Origin of the sequence: Cryobacterium zhongshanensis, from assembly GCF_022760445.1 — a bacterium.
In the GTDB taxonomy this organism is placed as follows: Bacteria; Actinomycetota; Actinomycetes; order Actinomycetales; family Microbacteriaceae; genus Cryobacterium; species Cryobacterium algoricola.
The window spans coordinates 1,320,258-1,341,006 of the sequence record NZ_JALGAR010000001.1; the positions used below are offsets into that span (position 1 = coordinate 1,320,258).

Here is a 20,749-nt window from a genome sequence, read left to right on the forward strand (position 1 = left end):
AGCGGCTGGCGACACAGGAGGGTATCAGTGCGTTTCCTTTTTGCCATTGTGGCGCTCGTTCTCGCGGGCGTGATGATCGTGCTCGGCATTGCCCAGCGGACGGTCTTCCTCGAGCCTGCGACGAGTAGCCTGAGCGCGACCATCGCTGCCGACGCTCCGTACGCTGTGATCGATTCCAGCGCCCTCACGGAGCACCCCAACGCGCAGACCGTGACCCTGTCGGGCGCCGACACCGTGTTCGCGGCATACGGCCGCACGGCGGATGTGAAGGCGTGGCTGGCCGGGAATGCCTATGTCAGCATCCACTCGGCCGAGGGCAACACCCCGGGCCTCGCGAGCGACACCGTCGCCGCAGACGCCGAAGCCCCCACAGGCACCACGCCGGCCGCGGCAGTGACCGTGACGAACCCGGCCGGTTCGGACCTCTGGCTCGAGGAATTCACCGGCACGAAGGAACTCACGGCGACCGTGAACCTGCCGGCGGGCATCTCGATGATCGTCGCCTCAGACGGCACCAACCCCGCGCCGTCGACGGTGAGCATCACCTGGCCCGTCGACAACTCGACCCCGTGGGCCGGCCCGCTGATCATGGGCGGTGCCGTCCTCGCCCTGATCGGGCTCATCCTCTACCTGTGGGCGCTCATCCACCTCCGCAGGTCGCACGGCCCGCGCCGTAACCTGCCCAAGGGCCCGCGGATGCCGCGACTTCCGCGCGCGCCCCGCCCCAAGTCCATCAAGGCGAGCGAGATCACCGGGCGACGGTCGATCGGGCGGTCCATGATCGCGGTCGTTCCGATGTTCCTCGTGTCCGGACTCGTGCTGACCGGGTGCTCCTCGGAATTCTGGCCGGGTGCCGGCGCGACCGATGCGGCCACCGTCAGCCCCACCCCTGACGCGAGCGGTGCTGCCGTCGTGATCAAGGACGTGCCTCCGGCCGCCGTGACGGTGCCGCAGCTCGAGCGGATCATGACCAAGATCGCCGCGGTCGCGGCGGACGGCGACAAGAACCTGAGCGCAGACATCCTCGCGACCCGGTTCACCGGTCCCGCCTTCGACCAGCGACTCGCCAACTACAAGGTGCGCGCCATCGCCCCCGACTTCCCGGCACTCGCCGCGCTTCCCGCAGGACCGCTGACGCTTTCGCTTCCGCAGCAGTCGGCGACCTGGCCCCGAGTCGTGATGACCGTCGTCCAGAACAAGGACACCCCGGATGTCGCCCCGACCGTCGTGGTGCTGCGGCAGGAATCTGCGCGGGCGAGTTACCTCGTCGACTATGCGGTGCAGCTCGAACCCTCCGCGAAGATCCCGGACCTGGCCCCCGCCACGATCGGCGCACCCATCATCGCCCCCGACTCGAAACTGATGCTCCTGCCGCCGGACCAGGTCGCGGCCGCGTACGCCGACATCCTCAGCACGGGCGAAGCGAGCCCGTCGTTCGCCCTGTTCGAGGCGACCGGCGACAGTTTCCGCACCCAGATCGACGCGAACAAGGCGGACAAGAAGGCCAAGCTGCCGACCACGGCGTCGATCGAATTCGGCGCCAAGGCCAGCACGGGCCCCACACTCGCCCTGGCGACGAACGACTCGGGTAGCATCGTCGCCGTGAGCCTCGAGGAGACGGAAACCGTCAAACCCGTCGATGCTGCCGCGACGGTCAGCCCCGGTGAGGGCGCGGTCGCGAGCAAGGCGCTCTCCGGCCTCACCGCCACCGCGAAGGGCTTCAAGAACACCTACGCCGACCAGCTCCTGTTCCACGTTCCGGCGGCCGGTTCGAGCGATAAAATTGTCCTCCTTGGCTTTGCCCAGGGACTGATCTCGTCTACGGAGCTTCCATGAGTCTTGTCCCCCCGTCCGCCGCCAGCATGCGCGGCGCCGTCGATCTGTCGTCCCTCGTGAACCGGCCGCCTGCACCGGCGGCCGGGGGAGCAGGTGCCCCCGGGGCGCCCGCGCAGGCCGGACAGGCCGCGGCCGTCCCGGTTCCGAGTCTCGTGTCCCTGGGAACGGACGCGAACTTCGGCGAGATCCTCGACCTTTCCGCGACCGTTCCGGTCATCGTCGATCTGGGGTCTGCGCGCAGCGAACAGAGCGCCCAGCTGACCCTCGTGCTCACCCGGCTGATCCTCGAGTATGCCGGCCGGTTCGTGCTGGCCACTGTCGACGTGGACTCGAACCCGCAGCTGACCCAGGCGTTCCAGGCCCAGTCGATCCCGACTGTCGCCGCTGTCATCGGCGGCCAGCCCGTCGCGCTCTTCAACGGCGTGATCGCGGAGGACCAGGTGCGTCTGGTGCTCGAGCGTGTGCTCGAGCTCGCTGCGGAGCACGGTGTCGTCGGCACCGCGGTCGCTCCGGAGGGAGCGGATGCCGCGACCCCCGTCGCTCCTCCGGAACCCGAGCTCCCGCCGCACCACGTCGAGGCGTACGAGGCGATCGAACGGGGCGACTACGACGCCGCGATCGCGATCTACAAGACGGCGCTGGCGAGGGACCCCAGGGACAACCTCTCGGTCGCCGGTCTCGCCCAGGTGGGACTGCTCGCCCGGCTCAAGGGCAAGACGCTCGCCGAGATCCGCGCAGCGGCCGCTGCCGCGCCGGACGACCTCGATGCGCAGCTGCTCGTCGCCGACCTCGACCTGTCCGGCGGACACGTCGAGGACGCCTTCGACCGGCTCCTCACGCTCTTCCCCAACCAGGACGCCGCGGGCAAGAACCGCATCCGCGAACGCATCCTCGATCTGTTCGAGGTCATCGGCCAGGACGACCCCCGGGTCGCCCCCACCCGCAAGCGCCTCACCATGCTGCTCTACTAGAAGTCCCGGCTCCGCGAGAGTACGAAAATGGCCCCCTCCCCGCTCGGGAGTGGGCCATTTTCGTACTCTCGCGGAGTTCAGCGGGCTTCGGTCAGCGGCGCAGGCGCAGCCAGACGCCGGCGAGGGCGGGCAGCGTGACGAGGGCGGATGCCGGTCGCCCGGTCCACGGTTCGTCCGTCGCGGTGACCTGGCCCAGGTTCCCCATGCCGGAACCACCGAAGTTCTGCGCATCCGTGTTCAGGATCTCGTCCCAGACGCCCGCGAACGGAAGACCCACCCGGTAGCCGGTGTGCGGCTGGCCGGCGAAGTTGAAGACGCACGCGATCGGCGTGCCCGAATCGTCCCAGCGCAGGAACGAGACGACGTTCTGCGCCGCGGCTCCTCCGTCGAGCAGCTCGAACCCGGCCGGGTCGGTGTCGCGTTCCCAGAGCGCGGCGTTCGCCCGGTAGACCCGGTTGAGCTCGCCGACGAGGGTGAACAGCCCACGGTGGGGAGACTGGTCGAGGAGCCACCAGTCCAGCCCGCGCGATTCGCTCCACTCCTGCAGCTGGCCGAACTCCTGCCCCATGAACAGGAGCTGCTTGCCGGGGTGCGCCCACATGAACGACAGGTACACCCGCACGTTGGCGAGCTTCTGCCAGTCGTCACCCGGCATCCGGGCGACGAGCGAACCCTTGCCGTGCACGACCTCGTCGTGGCTGATCGGCAGGAGGAAGTTCTCGCTGAACGCGTAGACGAACGAGAAGGTGATCTCGTTGTGGTGGTACGAGCGGTACATCGGATCGATGCTCGTGTATTCGAGGGAGTCGTGCATCCAGCCCATGTTCCACTTGAAGCCGAAGCCGAGGCCGCCGCGCGAGGTGGGCGCCGTGACCCCGCCCCAGTTCGTGGATTCCTCGGCGATCATGACCGTGCCCGGGTTGCGTTTGTACGCCGTCGCGGTGACCTCCTGCAGAAGGCTGATTGCCTCGAGGTTCTCGTTTCCGCCGTAGATGTTCGGTTCCCACTGGCCGTATTCACGGGAGTAGTCGAGGTAGAGCATGGATGCGACGGCGTCGACGCGCAGTCCGTCGATGTGGAATTCCTCGAGCCAGTAGAGCGCGTTGGCGACGAGGAAGTTCCGGACCTGGGTCTGGCCGAAGTCGAAGACGTAGGTTCCCCAGTCCATCTGCTCGCCGCGGCGGGGATCCGCGTGCTCGTAGAGCGCCTGCCCGTCGAAGCGGGCGAGCGCGAAGTCATCCTTGGGGAAGTGCCCGGGCACCCAGTCCATGATGACGCCGATGCCGGACTGGTGCAGCCGGTCGATCAGATAGCGCAGGTCGTCGGGGTGGCCGAATCGGCTGGTCGGGGCGTAGTAGCCGGTGACCTGGTAGCCCCACGATCCGCCGAACGGATGCTCGGCGAGCGGCATGAACTCCACGTGCGTGTACGCGAGCTCGTGCAGATAGCCGATCAGCTGGTCGGCGAGGTCACGGTAGCCGAGCCCGGGGCGCCAGGAACCGACGTGCATCTCGTAGATGCTCATCGGTCGTTTGTGGGCCTGGGTCCTGGCCCGCTCGGCCAGCCATTCCGCATCCGCCCATTCGTAGTGCGTCTCGCCGATGACCGAAGCGGTCAAGGGGGGCACCTCGGTGTAGCGGGCCATCGGGTCGGCCTTGCGCACCCAGTCACCGGACTGGGCGAGGATTTCGAACTTGTAGTTGGAGCCGGGGTGCAGGCCGGGCACGAAGAGCTCCCAGACCCCCGTGCTGCCCATGTTGCGCATGGCGTGCAGGATTCCGCTCCACGAGTTGAAGTCGCCGATCACCCGGACGGCCTGTGCGTGCGGGGCCCACACCGAGAACGAGGTTCCGGCGACCAGGCCGGCCGTCTCGTCGGTCGGGAGCGGGGCCACGGCGGCCGCGGAATGGTAGTGGGCGCCGAGCACGTCCCAGAGCCGCTCGTGCCTGCCCTCGCCGATGAGGTGCAGGTCGAGCTCGCCGAGCGTCGGCAGGAAGCGGTACGGGTCGTCGACGATCCAGGTGGGGGCTTCGGGATACCGGGCCTCGAGCTCGTATGCCTGCAGGCCGACGGTGCTCACCCCCTGCCAGACGCCGTAGCCGATGTGCGCGAGCTCGATGTGGGCGCCGGACTCGAGTAGTGCGAAGACCTCGCTCGCGAGCGGCCGCAGCGCACGGATGACGGTGAGCGGGTCCGCGATCTTCGTCCCGCCGACGAGATGCTGGCCCAGGATCTCGTGAGGGTTGTAGTACCGGCCCTCGGCGATCGCCTGCAGGATGCCGGGGGCGACCACCGGCACGGTGGCGGGGCGGGGGGGCGTGGGCGTCATCGTACTGCTCCTCTGACGTGCAGGATGTGTACCGGTTCGGTAGCGGCATCCAGTCGCACGAAGTTGTCTGCTGTCCAGGTCCAGATGGCCCCGGTGATCAGTTCCTCGACCTCGAAGACCGTGCCGGGCTCGAGGCCGAAACGGGTCACGTCGAGGCGCACCATGGTCTCGCGCACGGAATGCGGGTCCAGGTTGACGACGACGATGATCGCGTCTGAGCTGCCGGTCCCGGTGTGTGCCGCGTCGAGGTACTTGCTGTAGACGAGCACGGCGCCGTCGTCGCTCGTGTGCAGGTCGAGGTTGCGCAGCTGGCCGAGAGCGGGATGGGCGCGGCGGACGGCATTGAGCAACGAGACGAACGGCGCGAGGGACTCGCCTGCCGCTTCCGCCGCCGCGAAGTCGCGGGGGCGGTACTCGTACTTCTCGTTGTCGATGTTCTCCTCGGCGCCGGGGCGGGGCACGCTTTCGAAGAGTTCGAACCCGGCGTACATGCCCCAGGTCGGGGCGGCCGTCGCTGCGAGGGCCGCCCGGATCTTGAAGGCGGCGTGCCCGCCGACCTGGAGGAACTCCGACAGGATGTCCGGGGTGTTCACGAAGAGGTTCGGCCGGTAGAAGTCCGGCGTCGTCGTCGCGAGGCCGTGGAAGAACTCCTCGAGCTCGACCTTCGTGTTGCGCCAGGTGAAATAGCTGTACGACTGCTGGAATCCGACCTTGCCGAGCGCGTGCATGAGCGCAGGGCGAGTGAACGCCTCGGCCAGGAAGATCACGTCGGGGTTCTCCTCGGTGACCCGGTTGATCAGCCACTCCCAGAAATCGAGGGGCTTGGTGTGCGGGTTGTCGACCCGGAAGATCCGTACGCCGAGGCTCATCCAGTGGCGCACGATCCGCAACACCTCGGCACGGATGCCGGCGGGATCGTTGTCGAAGTTGATCGGGTAGATGTCCTGGTACTTCTTGGGCGGGTTCTCGGCGTAGGCGATGCTGCCGTCCGGAAGGGTGGTGAACCACTCGGGGTGCTCGGTCACCCAGGGGTGGTCCGGCGAGGCCTGAAGGGCGAGGTCGAGGGCGACCTCGAGGCCGTTGTCCGCTGCGGCGGCGAGGAAGTGCCGGAAGTCGTCGACGGTGCCGAGGTCGGGGTGGATGGCGTCGTGGCCGCCGTCCTCCGATCCGATCGCCCAGGGCGAGCCGGGGTCGTTCGGCCCGGCGTTGAGGGTGTTGTTCGGGCCCTTGCGGTAGGAACGGCCGATCGGGTGGATCGGCGGCAGGTACAGCACGTCGAAGCCCATCGCGGCGACGCCGGGGAGGCGATCCTCCGCGGTGCGGAAGGTTCCGCTCTGCCAGGAGTGGTCTGCGCGCTGCACGGCTCCCTCGGAGCGGGGGAAGAACTCGTACCAGGAGCCGACGCCGGCCCGGGTGCGTTCCACCCGCACGGCGCGCTGTGCCGAGGTCGATGACAGCCCGGAGAGCGGGCGTGCGGTGATGTACGCGTTCAGCGACGGCGTGTCGAGCAGGGCGAGGCGATCGTCGACCGAGATGCCCGGGTCCACGAGGTCCGCTGCGGCATGGGCGAAGGCGCGACGCTCTGCCACGGGCCGGCGTTTGTCCTTACCGGCCGCGGCGAGAAGCACCGAACCTTCGAGGAAGGTCAGCTCGATGTCGATCCCTGCCGGAACCTTGATCTCGGCGGTGTGCACCCAGGTGGCCCAGTCGTCGGCCCACGCCCGCACCCGGTACTGCCAGGTGCCCTGGCGGTCGAGGGTGACGAGAGCGGTCCAGCGGTCGGTCCCCGGAGCGCCCGGATGCATCGGGTGCTCTGACTTGGTGCCCTCGGGATCGGTCAGGAGCAGGGTGACCCCGATCAGGTCGTGACCCTCGCGGAACGCCGTCGCAGCGAAGGGGACGGCTTCACCGACGAAGGCCTTGGCCGGCCACAGGTTGTCGGCGAGCTGGGGCGCAAGGTCGAGGATCGGAATGCGGCTGATGCGCGTCGGTTCCTCCCTGCCTCGCTTGCCCAGGACCGCAGGGGGAGCCAGGTCCGGGCCGGCGTCGGTGCCTGCCACGGATTCGGGAACAACATTCGCACGTTTAGCTGTCTTTGCCACAAGAAGACCGTAGCGCGAATTGTGTGCTTTCCGGGGGACGAAAGGCCCAGAGACCTCCCAGCGCCTCTAGGCTGGAACGTGTGAAGGCGATCCGTAAATTTACAGTCCGCACCGTCGTGCCCGAGGCTCTTGCAGCCCTCGATGAGCTTGCCGGTAACCTGCGCTGGTCCTGGCACGAGCCGACCCGCCAACTCTTCGAACACATCTCACCCGAGCTGTGGCGCGAAATCGGCACCGATCCCGTTGCCTTGCTCGGCGCCGTCGATCCGGCACGCCTCGTGGCGCTCGCCGCGGACCACGACTACGTCTCCTGGGTGAATTCGATCAGGGACGGACTGCGCTCCTACCTGCAGGAACCGCGCTGGTACCAGGGCCTCGAGGGTGACAAGCCCGAGTCGATCGCATACTTCTCCCCGGAGTTCGGCATCGCCGCCGCGCTCCCGCAGTACTCCGGCGGACTCGGGATCCTCGCGGGCGACCACCTGAAAAGCGCGTCTGACCTCGGTGTCCCGCTCATCGGCGTCGGCCTGTTCTACCGGGCGGGCTACTTCAGCCAGGCGATCTCCCCGGATGGCTGGCAGATCGAAAGCTATCCGCTGCTCGACCCCGACGGCCTGCCCCTGTCCGTGCTGCGCCGTGCCGACGGTTCCGCCGTGCAGGTGTCCCTCGCCCTCCCCGACAACCGCACCCTGCACGCGAGGGTCTGGCAGGCGAACGTCGGCCGCATCCGCTTGCTCATGCTCGACACGGATATCCCCGAGAACACGGACGACCTGCGCCTCGTCACCGACCGGCTCTACGGCGGCGGCGGCGAGCACCGGCTGCTGCAGGAACTGCTGCTCGGCATCGGCGGCGCCCGCGCCGTCAAGGTCTGGAGCGCCCTCAACAACCGGCCGGAACCCGAGGTGTTCCACACCAACGAGGGTCACGCCGGCTTCCTCGGCCTCGAGCGCATCTCGAGCCTGATCGGCGATGGACTGAGCTTCGCCGAGGCCCTGCAGGTCGCGCGCGCCGGAACGGTGTTCACGACCCACACGCCCGTCGCCGCGGGAATCGACCGGTTCGAGCGCAGTCTCGTACGGCGGTACTTCGAGACCGACCTCCTCCCCGGTGTCGGCGTCGACGAACTCCTCGCCCTCGGCGCGGAGAACTATCCGGGCGGCTCGCCCGACGTCTTCAACATGGCCCTGATGGGCCTGCGGCTCGGCCAGCGCGCCAACGGCGTGTCCAAGCTGCACGGCGAGGTCAGCCGGCGGATGTTCAAGGGACTCTGGCCGGGCTTCGACGCCGAAGACGTGCCGATCGACTCGATCACCAACGGCGTGCACGCCCCGACCTGGACCGACCCCTCGCTGCTCCACCTCGCCGAGGACCGCCTGGGCACGAGCGACACCTCAGAGGCCGACTGGGCGTCGCCCGCCATCACCGACGACGACCTGTGGTCTGTGCGCGGGACGATGCGCCTGCAGTTCGTCGAGGACGCCCGCCGGCGCATCGCCGCGGCCTGGCTCGTGCAGAACCCCGGCGGGATCGTACCCGGCTGGATCGGCCAGGTCTTCGACCCGAAGGTGCTCACCATCGGCTTCGCCCGCAGAGTCCCGACCTACAAGCGCCTGACCCTGATGCTGCACGACCCCGAGCGCCTCCGCGCCCTGCTGCTGCACCCGGAGCACCCGATCCAGATCGTGATCGCCGGCAAGTCGCACCCCGCCGACGAAGAAGGCAAACGCCTCATCCAGAAGGTCGTGCAGTTCGCGGCCGATCCCGAACTGCGCACCCGCATCGCCTTCCTCCCGGACTACAACATCGGCATGGCCCAGTTGATGTACCCGGGCACGGATGTCTGGCTCAACAACCCGCTGCGTCCCCTGGAGGCCTGTGGCACCTCGGGCATGAAGGCGGCACTCAACGGAGCGCTCAACCTCTCGATCCTCGACGGCTGGTGGCCCGAGTACTACGACGGCAAGAACGGCTGGGCGATCCCGTCCGCCGATGCGGCCGGCGACTCCGCGGAGCGCGACCGGATCGAAGCGGACGCTCTCTACGAACTCATCGAGCACCACGTCGCGCCCCGCTTCTACGACCGCAACGCCGACGGTGTCCCCGAACGCTGGGTCGCCTCGATCCGGCACACCCTCGCGACTCTGTCCCCGGAGCTCAACGCCGGCCGGATGGTGCGCCAGTATGTGCAGAAGCTCTACCGCCCTGCCGGGGCGGCCGAGGCACGCCTGTCCGCGAACAACTACCGCGCAGCACGCGAGCTCGCCGTGTGGAAGGGACGCATCGTCGCCAAGTGGCCCGGCGTCTCCGTCGCCCACGTCGAGTCAGGGGGAGTCGCGGCGGTCCCCAAGGTCGGCGACGAGCTGCACCTGCGCGCCCACGTCCAGCTGAACGGGCTCGACCCCGCCGATGTGACGGTCGAGGTCGTCTACGGCAAGAGCCTCGCCAACGACGAGCTGAGCGGTGTGCACACCCTCGCGCTCGAAGCGGTCGTCGACCCGGATGCCGCGGACGGTTCGGACACACCCGAGCAGGGCGGCGCGACCCTCTTCACCGGAACGGTCGCGCTCGACCGCGGCGGTGCGTTCGGGTACACCGTGCGCGTCGTCCCGAAGAACGACCTGCTCGTGAGCTCGGCCGAGATGGGCCTGATCGCCGTAGCCGGCTAGCGCGCGATGGGGGCGGTGAGGGCGTCGGTGGCGGCGAGCAGGTCCGCCGGCGCCAGCTCGATGTCGAAGCCGCGGCGCCCGCCGGAGACGAACACGGTGTCGTAGAGCAGGGCGGTCTCGTCGACGACGGTCGCCAGGCGGGTCTTCTGCCCGACCGGGCTGATGCCGCCGAGAACGTAGCCGGTCTTCCGCTCGGCGAGTTTCGGGTCGGCCATCACGGCCTTCTTGGCGCCGGCCGCGTGCGCGAGCGCCTTGAGGTCGAGCTGTCCCGCGACCGGCACGACGGCGACAACGAGCGTGCCATCGGCATCCGCCAGCAGGGTCTTGAACACCCGCGCCGGGTCGAGCCCGAGCTTGGCGGCTGCCTCGAGGCCGTACCCCGTCGCCGACGGGTCGTGGTCGTAGGCGTGCGGGGTGAAACGGATGCCCGCATGAGTGAGCGCGACCGTCGCGGGAGTACCCCCGGCACCATCGTGCTTCTTCACCACTGCGGCTCCTCCACGACCGGGCCGGACTAGCTCGCCCGGAACAGCTGCATCGATGCACCCGGCACGAGCAGGCGGGTGCCGGGGATGTGCTCGATGACCGCGTCGCTCAGGTCGTCGTGGCTGGAATCCCAGAGCAGCGTATACGAGGAGACCCCGGCATGCTCCGGCAGCGTCACGGTCACGTCGCGCTCACGGCCCTGCACGATGAGGAGGATCCGGTTGAACTCCTCGAACTCGGGCGTCGAGGCCGCAAGATACTGCAGGGTGCGCTCCTTCGGGGAGTGCCAGTTCTCCTCCGACATGGACTTGCCTTCGATGTTGTACCAGTCCATCTCGCTCGCGCTCAGCGTGGTTTCGCCGGAGCGGCCGAACCACACCGGGCGGAGGGCCGGGTTCTCGCGACGCAGCTGGAGCAGCTTCCGCGTGACGCGGTGCAGGTCGACCTGCCAGTCGTCGAGGTCCCAGTTCAGCCAGGTCAGCTCGCTGTCGTGGCAGTACGCGTTGTTGTTACCGCGCTGGCTGCGACCGAATTCGTCGCCGGCCGTGAGCATCGGGATGCCGGCGGAGAGCAACAGGGTGCCGAGGAGGTTGCGCATCGCCTTGCGCCGGGTCGCGAGGATGCCGCGGTCGCGCGTCGGTCCCTCTGCGCCGTGGTTGAACGAATTGTTGCTGTCGGTGCCGTCACGGTTCGATTCGCCGTTTCCGACGTTGTGCTTGACGTTGTACGCGGTCAGGTCTGCCATCGTGAAGCCGTCGTGCGCCGTGATGAAGTTGAGGGATGCGAGCGGACCACGCTCCATGGAGAAGGTGTTCGCGGAGCCGGCCAGCCGGGTCGCGAACCGGCCGATGCCGCTTCCGGAGTGGCCGTCCCTGGCCGCTGCGATGTCGGTGAGCCAGAACGAGCGCATCCGATCGCGGTAGCGGTCGTTCCACTCGGTCCAGCCGTCCGGGAAGTTACCGGTCTGCCAACCGCCCATGCCCACGTCCCACGGCTCGGCGATGAGCTTCACGCCGGCGAGTTCCGGATCGGACTGGATGGACTTGATCAGGGGATGGTCGCGCTGGAACTCCACGTTGTCGCCGCGGCTGAGCGTCGCGGCGAGGTCGAACCGGAAACCGTCGATCTGCACGTCGTTCGCCCAGTACTTGAGCGAGTCGAGCACCAGCCGCCTCGGCACCTCGTTGGAGACGTTGAGGGTGTTGCCGCAGCCGGTGACGTCGACATAGCCGCCCGCGTCGTTCTGACGGTAGTAGGTCGCGTTGTCGATGCCGCGGAGACTGCTCGCGGGGCCGCCGGGACCTTCCTCTGCGGTGTGGTTGTAGACCACGTCGAGGATCACCTCGAGGCCGGCCTCGTGCAGCAGTTTGACCATGCCCTTGAACTCGCGGAGCACGGCCTCCGGTCCGGCCGACTGGGACGCCATCGTCGCGTAGTCGGCGTGCGGGGTGAAGAAGTTGAAGGTGTTGTACCCCCAGTAGTTGGTCAGGCCCTGCTTGAGCAGGCGCTGCTCGGACACGAAGGCCTGAACGGGGAGCAGCTCGACCGTGGTGACGCCGAGTTCCTTGAGATAGCCGATCGTCGCCTCGTGCGCCAGGCCGGCGTACGTGCCGCGGAGGTCGGCAGGGATCGCCGGGTTGAGCTTGCTGATGCCGCGCACGTGCGCCTCGTAGACCACGGTGTGGTCGAGCGCGATCTTCGGCTTCACCGAACCGGCCCAGTCGAAGGCGTCGTCGACGACGGAGGACTGCCACTGCTCGGGGCCGACCCTGACGAGGCCCCGCGAATAGGGCTCGACCATGGTCTTCTCGGGGTGGAACGAATTCGTGGGCGAGGCAGGCCCGGAGACGCGGATGCCGTAGTGTCGGCCCGCGGCCAGTGTGCGACTGCGACCGGACCAGACGTTGTCCGCATCGCGGGTCATCGGCACGGTCTTGACGATCCAGTTCGGGTCCGTGGTGTCGAAGATGCAGAGGTCCATGGCCTCGGCGTTCTGCGACCAGACACGGAGTTCGCCGACCCCGGCTGAAAGCCGCACGCCGAGGTTGTGCAGGGGATCGGCGTGAGTCATGCGTTCTAGAGTAATGAGTACGGAGAGTGGCCGTGACCACCGGCGCACGCGCAGCCAGCCGAAAACCGAGCGGAAGAGGGTATTTTGTCGATTTATCTCGACCACGCCGCGACGACGCCGATGCTCCCAGCGGCCATCGAGGCATATGTCGACGCCATGAGTGTCGTCGGAAACCCGGCTTCCATCCACAGCCAGGGCCAGAACGCCAAGCGGATGCTCGAGGAAGCCCGCGAGACCGTCGCACGCAGTGTCGGCTGCGACCCGATCGAGGTCGTGTTCACCGGGGGAGGCACCGAGGCGATCAACCTCGCCATCAAGGGCCTGTTCTGGGCGCGCGCCCCACGCCGCGGCATCCTCGTCCCCGGCGGAGAGCACCACGCGACCATGGACACCGTCGAATGGCTCGAACGCCACGACGGGGCGGAACCGGGATGGCTCCCGCTCGACGGCACTGGACGGGTCGACCCGGCCAGGGTGGCGGATGCCCTCGCGACCGGCACAGACGATGTCGCACTGCTCAGCCTGCTCGCCGCGAACAACGAGGTCGGCACCCTGCAGCCCATCGCCGAGATCGGCGAGCTCGCCGCGACCCACGGGATCCCGGTGCACGTCGATGCTGTGTCCGCATACGGCCAGGTACCGATCGACTTCCGCGCGCTGAGCGGCGCGGGCCGTGCCGGATCGGCCGGCGGCGGCATCGTCGCACTGAGCGTCTCCGCCCACAAGATCGGCGGACCGGTCGGCATCGGCGCCCTCGTGCTCTCGCGCCGGGCCAGCATCGTCCCCCTCATCCACGGCGGCGGGCAACAGCGCCAGGTCCGCAGCGGTACCCAGGACGTCGCCGCCGCCGTCGCGTTCGCGGCCGCGGCATCCGCCCTCGGCGACCTGCCCGCACGCAATGTGCGCCTCCGGGCGCTGCGCGACCGGCTGATCGCCGGCGTGCGCTCTGCGGTCCCGACCGCAGTGCTCAACGGTCCCGTACCTGATGGGTCGAACGAGCAGCGCCTGCCGGGCAACGCCCACTTCACCTTCCCCGGCTGCGAGGGGGAGTCGCTCCTGTTCCTGCTCGACGCCGCCGGAATCTCGGTGTCGACCGGCTCGGCGTGCCAGGCCGGCATCCCGGAGCCCTCGCACGTGCTGCGCGCGATGGGCCGCAGCGAGGCCGAGGCCCGCAGCGCCCTGAGGATCACTCTCGGCCGCGATTCCACAGACGCGGATGTCGACGCCTTCCTCGCCGCACTGCCCGCGGCGCACGCCCAGGCTAGCCGCGCCGGGATGAACGACCGCGTGTCCACCCGCTGACCCTGCCGGGCACGACGCTCCAGGCTCGCGCCCGCGCCGGTTTCGGCAGGCCGCGCCGATTCCACGTCGCGGCCGCGCCGGTTTGGGCAGGCCGCGCCTGGCGTTTCGGGAGCGGCCTGCGGAAACGGGCGCGGCGGTGCTCGAGTCGCGCCCGGAAACCCGCATTGGCCAAACCGGGCCTCCCGATTACACTTGCCCGGTGAAGGTTTTGGCAGCAATGAGTGGCGGGGTCGACTCCGCGGTGGCAGCGGCGCGCGCGGTTGAGGCGGGGCACGAGGTCGTCGGCGTGCACCTCGCCCTGAGTCGCATGCCCGGGACCCTGCGCACCGGCAGCCGCGGCTGCTGCACGATCGAGGACTCCATGGACGCCCAGCGGGCCGCGAACATCATCGGCATCCCGTACTACGTCTGGGACTTCTCCGAGCGGTTCAAGCTCGACGTCGTCGACGACTTCATCGCCGAATACGCCGCCGGCCGCACCCCGAACCCCTGCATGCGCTGCAACGAGCGCATCAAGTTCGCCGCCCTGCTCGACAAGGCGCTCGACCTCGGCTTCGATGCCGTCTGCACCGGCCACTACGCGAGCATCCAGACGGATGCCGCGGGGAACCGCGAACTGCACCGCGCGAGCGCCTGGGCGAAAGACCAGTCCTACGTGCTCGGCGTGCTGACCGCAGAGCAGCTCGCGCACTCGATGTTCCCGCTCGGCGAGACGCCGTCCAAGGCCGAGGTGCGCGCGGAGGCCGCAGAGCGCGGCTTCTCCGTCGCGACCAAGCCGGACTCCTACGACATCTGTTTCATCCCCGACGGCGACACCCGCGGCTGGCTCGCCGAGCGCGTGCCGGCAACCGCGGGCGACATCCTCGACCGCGAGGGAAACACCCTCGGCAGGCACGAGGGCGCCGCAGCGTTCACCGTCGGCCAGCGCAAGGGCCTCCAGATCGGCACTCCGGCCGCGGACGGCAAGCCGCGCTTCGTGCTCGAGGTGCGCCCGATCACCAACACCGTCGTCGTCGGCCCGAAGGAGGCGCTCGCGATCGGCCTCATCGCCGGGTCGAAGTTCACCTGGACCGGACTGCCGCCGGAGCACCCCGGGATCGTCTTCGACTGCGACGTGCAGATTCGCGCGCACGCCGACCCGGTCCCCGCCGTCGCGCAGGTCGTGAGCATCCCGGCCCCGGCCAGCGGAGCCCCCGACAACGCAGCTCCGGACAGCGGTCGCACGACCGAACTCGTGATCACCCCGCGCGAGCCCCTGACGGGTGTCGCGCCCGGCCAGACCGCGGTGCTCTACGTCGGCACCCGCGTGCTCGGCCAGTGCACGATCGACCGCACGGTGAGCGCCGTTCCCGTGCCCTCCGCCGAGGCCGTGCCCTCCGCCGCCGAACCAGCCCTGGTCGCCGTTCCCGCCGCCCGTGCCTGACGCCGCGAGCGCCGTGCCAGACGACTCCACCCCGCCGGACCTCCAGCGGGCCGCCGCCGAGGTCGCCGACCTCACCGCACGCATCGTCGACGCCCGTGACGCGTACTACGAGCGCAACGAGGTCGTCATCTCCGATGCGGACTACGACGCGCTCGTCCGGCGGCTCGCGGTGCTCGAGGGCGAGTTCCCCGAGCTCGCGAGCCAGGACAGCCCCACCCAGACCGTCGGCGGCCGCGCCGAGACGAGCCTGTTCGCGCCCGTCCAGCACGCCGAGCGGATGCTGAGCCTCGACAACGTCTTCTCGATCGAGGAATTCGAGGCCTGGGCCGCCAAGGTCGAACGGGACGCCGGCCGCCCCGTGCACTACCTGTGCGAACTCAAGATCGACGGCCTCGCGATCAACCTCCGCTACGAGAACGGCGTGCTCGTCACCGCGGCGACCCGCGGCGACGGTGTCGTCGGCGAGGACGTCACCGAGAACATCCACTGGGTCCCCGGAATCCCCGAGAGGCTGTCCGGCACCGGGCATCCGCCGCTGATGGAGGTGCGCGGCGAGGTCTTCTTCCCCGTCGTCGCCTTCGCCGACCTCAACGCCCAGCAGGTCGCCGCCGGAGAACGCCCCTTCGCCAACCCGCGCAACGCCGCCGCAGGCTCCCTGCGCCAGAAGGCGGAGGGCAAGAACCCGGAAGCACTGCGCCTGATGCGCGCGCGGCTCGGCCGGCTCCGGATGCTCGTGCACGGCATCGGGGCCTGGGCCGATCCCGAGGCTGACGCCCAGTCCGAGGTCTATGCCCTGCTGGCCGGCTGGGGGCTGCCGACGAGCAGCTACTTCCGCGTCGAGTCGGACGCGAGCGGGGCATCCGCCTTCATCGCGTACTACGGCGAGCATCGGGCGAGCGTCTCCCACGAGATCGACGGCATCGTGATCAAGGTCGACGAACTCGCCCTGCACGCCGAACTGGGGGCAACGAGCCGGGCGCCCCGCTGGGCGATCGCATACAAGTACCCGCCGGAGCAGGTGAACACGAAGCTGCTCGACATCGTCGTGAGTGTCGGCCGCACCGGGCGTGCCACGCCATTCGCCGTGATGCAGAAGGTGCGGGTCGCCGGCTCCGAGGTGCGCCAGGCCACCCTGCACAACCAGGACGTCGTCAAGGCCAAGGGCGTGCTGATCGGCGACACCGTCGTGCTGCGGAAGGCCGGCGACGTGATCCCCGAGATCCTCGGCCCGGTCGTCGAGCTGCGCGACGGCACCGAACGGGCGTTCGTGATGCCGGCGAACTGTCCGGAGTGCGGCACCCCGCTCGCTCCCGCCAAAGAGGGCGATATCGACCTGCGCTGCCCGAACGCGCGCAGCTGTCCTGCCCAGGTCCGTGGACGGGTCGAGCACATCGGGTCCCGCGGTGCGCTCGACATCGAGGTGCTCGGTGAGGTGGCCGCGGCCGCGCTCACCCAGCCGACGGTGCCGATCGAGCCGCCGCTGCGCACCGAAGCCGGCCTCTTCGACCTCACCCTCGACGACCTGACCCCGATCGAGGTCGTCGTGCGCGACGCCGAGACCGGGCTGCCCCGCGAAGAGGAGGACGGCACGATCCGGCTGCGCACGCCGTTCCGGCGGAACCCGACGGCCGCCGAGAAGCGGGAAGGCCTCACCGGTACGCAGCCGTCGTCGAGCGCGGTCAAGCTGCTCGCCGAGATCGAACTCGCCAAGACCAAACCGCTCTGGCGCCTGCTGGTCTCGCTCAACATCCGTCACGTCGGCCCGGTCGCCGCGCGCGCCCTTGCCGGCCACTTCGGCGGCCTCGACGCGATCCGTGCGGCAACGCGCGATGAACTTGCCGAGGTCGACGGTGTCGGCGGCATCATCGCCGACGCGATCATCGACTGGTTCGAGGTCGACTGGCACCGCGACATCGTCGATCAGTGGACGGCCGCCGGCGTGCAGTTCGAGACGCCCGGGCACCCGGGACCCGGGGCAGCAGCTGCCGCCGGGGGAGTCCTCGTCGGTCTGACCGTCGTCGCGACCGGGTCACTCGAGGGCTATACCCGGGAGGAAGCCCAGGAGGCGATCATCTCCGCGGGCGGAAAGAGCGCGTCGAGCGTGTCCAAGAACACCGACTTCGTGGCCGCGGGGCCGGGTGCCGGCTCCAAGCTCACCAAGGCTGAGGCCCTCGGGCTGCGCATCCTCGACGCTGCCCAATTCCGGCTCCTCGTCACCGGCGGTCCCGCTGCACTCGACGCGGCCGATGGCGGCGTCGCCGAGGTGGGCACCGACCTGACCGCTGACGCGACCGTCGACCCTACGGCCGACGTGACCGACGGCACGGCCGCCGCGCCGACCGACTGACCGGAGCCGACCGACTGACCGGAGCCGGCCGAGCCGGCCGAGCCTGCCGGGCAGGCCGGGCCGGTCATCCGTCACCCATCAGCCGGGCTCGGGAACCGTTGCCTTGTCGACCCAGCCGACGATCATCTGAGTGAAGAGTGCGGCGTCCTCGATGCTCCAGACGTGGTGCATGCCGGGAGCGATCCAGGTGAGGGTCTGCGGCAGCCTGCGTTGCAGTTCGGGGAAGCTGCGCCGCACCAGGCTCGACTCCTTTCCCCCGGCGACGGCGAGGAACGGCCCCCGGTAGTCGCCGAGCGATTCCGGGCAGCCGCCCCGGTTGACGTCTGCGAACACGCGTGCCGCGTTGTCCGCCCGGATGCCCAGCCCGTGGTCGACGAACAGGTCGACGGCGTCTTCGGGCAGCCCGAACGCCTTCGCCTGGGCCTTCCAGTACCAGGCCTTGTCCCACAGGCGCAGCTGGAGGGTGTTGAGAAAGCGCGCGGCGCCGTGGATGCCGGCCAGCGGTGCGCCCGAGATGAGACAGGACCGGATCAGGTCCGGGTGCCTCGCCATCAGGCGCAGGGCGACCAGCCCGCCGAGCGAGAGCCCGACCACGTGGGCGCGCCCGCCCCTGGCGTGGCTGCGGATGATCTCGGCCACGTCGTCAGCGGTGCGATCGAGCGAGAGCCATTCTTCCCCCGAGCGAGAGCCGAACCCCGGCAGGTCGGGTGTGAGGATGTGCCGCTCCGGCAGGCGCTCGACCTGCGGTTGCCAGGACCAGGAGGCGACGGTGCCGCCGTGCAGCAAAACGATGGTCCCCGAGCCCGGGGCCGCTGCGCCGTGCTCGAGCGGGTACCCGGTCACCGTGCGGCCGTGACCACTGCGGAATCGGTCTCGTCGAGCCAGGCGAGTTCCGCCTCGGCGTGCACGATGCCGCTGCGGAGCGTGGCCCGTCGCAGGGCCTGGCCGATGTCGTCCGGGTGTCCCGTCTCCGAGGCGGCGATCGCCGTCAGGCGTGCGAGCAGCGCGGTCGCCTCCTCCCTGCGCGCTCGAAGGAGTTCGCGGACGCCGTCGAGCCCGAGCCTGCCCGCGAAGAAGAGGCGCATCAGGAAAGACTCGTGCGGGTTCTCGGGTTCCAGCGGCGCCCTCAGCGCGGCGTCGAGGGCCTTGCCGCCCGCCGGGGTGATCCGGTGCTCGCGCCGGTCGGGCTTGCCGTCCTGGGGGATGACCGTGACCTCGACGAGTCCGTCGGCAACCAGGCGGCTGAGCGTGCGATAGATCTGGGACTGGTCCGCAGACCAGAAATGTATGACGGATCCCTCGATCCGCTTGTTGAGGTCGTACCCGGAGAGGGGCGAGAGCTCGAGCATCCCGAGCAGGGCAATGGTCAGCGACATATCTATATAAGACCATGCATATATGCCCGAGTGCAAGGGGTCAGTGCCAGCGCGGAGTTTTTCGGCGCGTTCTGGGGACAATGTTCAACGAAATCCGCCGCCAAATTCGATATTCTAAAAGTGCAGGGTGTGCACTCGATACCGTGCTGATCCACCGCTCGGTGTTCGTGAGGGGACGTACCCAGGTTTGCTGTTAGGCGCGGCAATTCTTCTTGCATCCTCGCTGGTTTTCAATGGAGCCAGCGAGTCCTTTCCGGTGCACGAATACGCGGTCCTGTCGAGCGACACCGACCTCGGACTGCAGCCCATCGGCCTTGAACCGGCCCTGTCGATCGACGGAGACGTCAACTCCCTCCGCTTCCTGCGCGGGTCGAGCCTTCTCGCCGGCCTGGCCAGGCTGAATGTGGCGGACATCTCGAGCTTCGTCCTGGACTTCCCCGAACAGCTCGACTCCCTCCTTGCGGTTCCGCCGGCCGCGACCGAGGTCACCGGCTGGTGGACGAACCTCGGCGGCACCGAACGCTCCTCGCTCATCGCAGCGGCACCCCGTCTCGTCGGCAACCTCGAGGGCATCCCGTTCCGGGAGCGCGGCCGCGCCAACGCCAGATACCTGAACGAGAGCATCGCCGGGGCCCAGCAGCGCCTCGTGGGCGCCGTGAGCGACGACGACCGCACGAGCGCGACCCACGAGCTCGCCGTCCTCGGCCAGGTGCGCACCGCACTGCGGCAAGCGGATGCCGGCCCGCGCCGCTCCCTGATCCTGCTCGACAGCACCGGCGGTGGCCGCGCAGCGATCGCGCTCGGCAACCCCGACACCGCTGATTACGTCGGCTTCCTCGTCCCCGGCATGAACTACACCGTCGAGGCCGAGATGGTGCACTGGACGAACACCGCGAACGACCTGTACGCCGAACAGGAGAAGGTACTCGCCGAACGCGCAGCCCGGGGGCAAGGCGAGGCGCCCGCCAGTGTCGCGACGGTGGCCTGGATCGGCTACGAGGTCCCCGACCTGTTCAGCGTCGGCGGCCTCGACAAGGCCCTCGTCGGAGCCGACTTCCTCGAGAAGTCCTCGCTCGGCATCCGCTCGGACCGGCGGGCGCACCAACCCTTCATCACCGTCTACGCGCACTCTTACGGCTCGACCGTCGCGCTCACCGCCCTCGCCCGCGGCTCCTTCGACGTCGACGCCCTCGTGCTCGTCGGATCGCCGGGCAGCCAGATCCAGTCCGCGGCCAGCCTGCACGTGACGGGCGAGAACGTCTGGGTCGGGAAGGCCGACTGGGATCCGGCCGTGAACAGCGCGTTCTTCGGGAGCGATCCGGGGGCGGAATCGTACGGGGCGCATCCTCTCGGAGTGTCGGGGGCGACCGACCGGATCACCGGTGCCAGCCTCACGGCCTCGCTCGGCCACAATGCGTATTTCGAGCCGGGAAGCGAGTCCCTGCACAATATGGCGCTGGTCGGAACGGACAACGCGGATCTGGTCACCAACGGCTCCGAATAGAATTGGGTCTTCACCTCAACCACAATCGGAGCAACATGTCTGAAATCACGGCCGAGCAGGTTGCGCACTTGGCAAACCTCGCCCGGATCGACCTCAGCCCGGAGGAGATCACCCGCCTCACCGCCGAACTCGGCCAGATCGTGGATTCGGTGGCGAAGGTCGCCGAAGTCGCCACGCCCGACGTTCCCGCGACGAGCCACCCGATGCCGTTGACCAACGTTTTCCGCGCCGACGTCGTCGTGCCGTCCCTGTCCGTCGAAGAAGCACTGTCCGGATCGACCGACCGCGACGGCGACAAGTTCCGCGTGCCGGCGATCCTGGACGAGGAGTAGT

General features: G+C 69.1%; 14 protein-coding genes. 8 read left to right on the plus strand and 6 right to left on the minus strand.

Annotation, left to right across the window (positions count from 1 at the left end; all coding sequences use genetic code 11):
* Positions 1 to 27: 27 nt before the first annotated feature.
* Both MQH31_RS05950 and MQH31_RS05955 read left to right on the plus strand, forming a co-directional pair.
* A complete protein-coding gene (locus MQH31_RS05950; RefSeq protein ID WP_243011297.1) occupies positions 28 to 1,836 on the plus strand; it encodes a DUF8094 domain-containing protein in 1,809 nt (602 codons plus the stop codon).
* A complete protein-coding gene (locus MQH31_RS05955; protein WP_243011298.1) occupies positions 1,833 to 2,807 on the plus strand; it encodes a tetratricopeptide repeat protein in 975 nt (324 codons plus the stop codon). The genes MQH31_RS05950 and MQH31_RS05955 overlap by 4 nt, the downstream gene beginning before the upstream one ends.
* 91 nt (positions 2,808 to 2,898) lie before the next feature.
* Here the strand turns inward: MQH31_RS05955 and glgB are convergent, their stop codons facing one another.
* Together glgB and MQH31_RS05965 are read right to left on the minus strand one after the other, a co-directional pair.
* Entirely contained in the window at positions 2,899 to 5,136 is a 2,238-nt protein-coding gene (gene glgB / locus MQH31_RS05960) for a 1,4-alpha-glucan branching protein GlgB (RefSeq protein ID WP_243011299.1), read from the minus strand.
* Positions 5,133 to 7,118 (minus strand): alpha-1,4-glucan--maltose-1-phosphate maltosyltransferase, encoded by a 1,986-nt coding sequence (locus tag MQH31_RS05965; RefSeq protein ID WP_206751271.1) that lies wholly within the window; start codon positions 7,116 to 7,118, stop codon positions 5,133 to 5,135. Before MQH31_RS05965 ends, glgB begins: the two co-directional genes overlap by 4 nt.
* A gap of 200 nt (positions 7,119 to 7,318) precedes the next feature.
* On the opposite strand from MQH31_RS05965, the gene glgP reads away from it, so the two are divergent.
* Positions 7,319 to 9,907: an alpha-glucan family phosphorylase gene (glgP, locus tag MQH31_RS05970; RefSeq protein WP_134532288.1), complete on the plus strand. Its 2,589-nt coding sequence runs from the start codon at positions 7,319 to 7,321 to the stop codon at positions 9,905 to 9,907.
* On the opposite strand, the gene ybaK is transcribed toward glgP, so the two are convergent.
* Complete coding sequence (ybaK, locus tag MQH31_RS05975) at positions 9,904 to 10,392, minus strand: Cys-tRNA(Pro) deacylase (protein ID WP_372488118.1); 489 nt, start codon at positions 10,390 to 10,392, stop codon at positions 9,904 to 9,906. The genes glgP and ybaK overlap by 4 nt on opposite strands.
* Positions 10,393 to 10,421: 29 nt before the next feature.
* Positions 10,422 to 12,464 (minus strand): glycogen debranching protein GlgX, encoded by a 2,043-nt coding sequence (gene glgX / locus MQH31_RS05980; RefSeq protein ID WP_243011300.1) that lies wholly within the window; start codon positions 12,462 to 12,464, stop codon positions 10,422 to 10,424.
* A gap of 84 nt (positions 12,465 to 12,548) precedes the next feature.
* On the opposite strand from glgX, the gene MQH31_RS05985 reads away from it, so the two are divergent.
* From MQH31_RS05985 to ligA, 3 genes are all read left to right on the plus strand, one after another.
* Positions 12,549 to 13,766 (plus strand): cysteine desulfurase family protein, encoded by a 1,218-nt coding sequence (locus MQH31_RS05985; RefSeq protein WP_243011301.1) that lies wholly within the window; start codon positions 12,549 to 12,551, stop codon positions 13,764 to 13,766.
* Between the two features lie 199 nt (positions 13,767 to 13,965).
* On the plus strand, positions 13,966 to 15,189 hold the full coding sequence (gene mnmA / locus MQH31_RS05990) for a tRNA 2-thiouridine(34) synthase MnmA (RefSeq protein ID WP_243011302.1): 1,224 nt from the start codon (positions 13,966 to 13,968) through the stop codon (positions 15,187 to 15,189).
* Complete coding sequence (ligA, locus tag MQH31_RS05995) at positions 15,182 to 17,536, plus strand: NAD-dependent DNA ligase LigA (RefSeq protein WP_372488119.1); 2,355 nt, start codon at positions 15,182 to 15,184, stop codon at positions 17,534 to 17,536. Before mnmA ends, ligA begins: the two co-directional genes overlap by 8 nt.
* A 78-nt stretch (positions 17,537 to 17,614) precedes the next feature.
* Here ligA and MQH31_RS06000 read toward each other — a convergent pair whose 3' ends face one another.
* Both MQH31_RS06000 and MQH31_RS06005 read right to left on the minus strand, forming a co-directional pair.
* Positions 17,615 to 18,379: an alpha/beta fold hydrolase gene (locus tag MQH31_RS06000; RefSeq protein ID WP_243011303.1), complete on the minus strand. Its 765-nt coding sequence runs from the start codon at positions 18,377 to 18,379 to the stop codon at positions 17,615 to 17,617.
* Complete coding sequence (locus tag MQH31_RS06005; RefSeq protein WP_243011304.1) at positions 18,376 to 18,912, minus strand: PadR family transcriptional regulator; 537 nt, start codon at positions 18,910 to 18,912, stop codon at positions 18,376 to 18,378. Before MQH31_RS06005 ends, MQH31_RS06000 begins: the two co-directional genes overlap by 4 nt.
* Before the next feature lie 256 nt (positions 18,913 to 19,168).
* Between MQH31_RS06005 and MQH31_RS06010 the strand changes: the two genes are divergently transcribed.
* Positions 19,169 to 20,416 carry an alpha/beta hydrolase gene (locus MQH31_RS06010; RefSeq protein ID WP_243011305.1) on the plus strand — a complete coding sequence of 416 codons (1,248 nt, stop codon included), beginning with the start codon at positions 19,169 to 19,171 and terminating at the stop codon, positions 20,414 to 20,416.
* 35 nt (positions 20,417 to 20,451) lie between these two features.
* Entirely contained in the window at positions 20,452 to 20,748 is a 297-nt protein-coding gene (gene gatC, locus MQH31_RS06015) for an Asp-tRNA(Asn)/Glu-tRNA(Gln) amidotransferase subunit GatC (RefSeq protein ID WP_134532275.1), read from the plus strand.
* Position 20,749 lies beyond the last annotated feature (1 nt).

Coding starts and splice junctions, on each gene's coding strand:
- MQH31_RS05955 (WP_243011298.1), top strand. CDS start 1,833: ATGAGTCTTGTCCCCCCGTCCGCCGCCAGCATGCGCGGCGCCGTCGAT.
- glgB (WP_243011299.1), bottom strand. CDS start 5,136: ATGACGCCCACGCCCCCCCGCCCCGCCACCGTGCCGGTGGTCGCCCCC.
- glgX (WP_243011300.1), bottom strand. CDS start 12,464: ATGACTCACGCCGATCCCCTGCACAACCTCGGCGTGCGGCTTTCAGCC.
- MQH31_RS06005 (WP_243011304.1), bottom strand. CDS start 18,912: ATGTCGCTGACCATTGCCCTGCTCGGGATGCTCGAGCTCTCGCCCCTC.
- gatC (WP_134532275.1), top strand. CDS start 20,452: ATGTCTGAAATCACGGCCGAGCAGGTTGCGCACTTGGCAAACCTCGCC.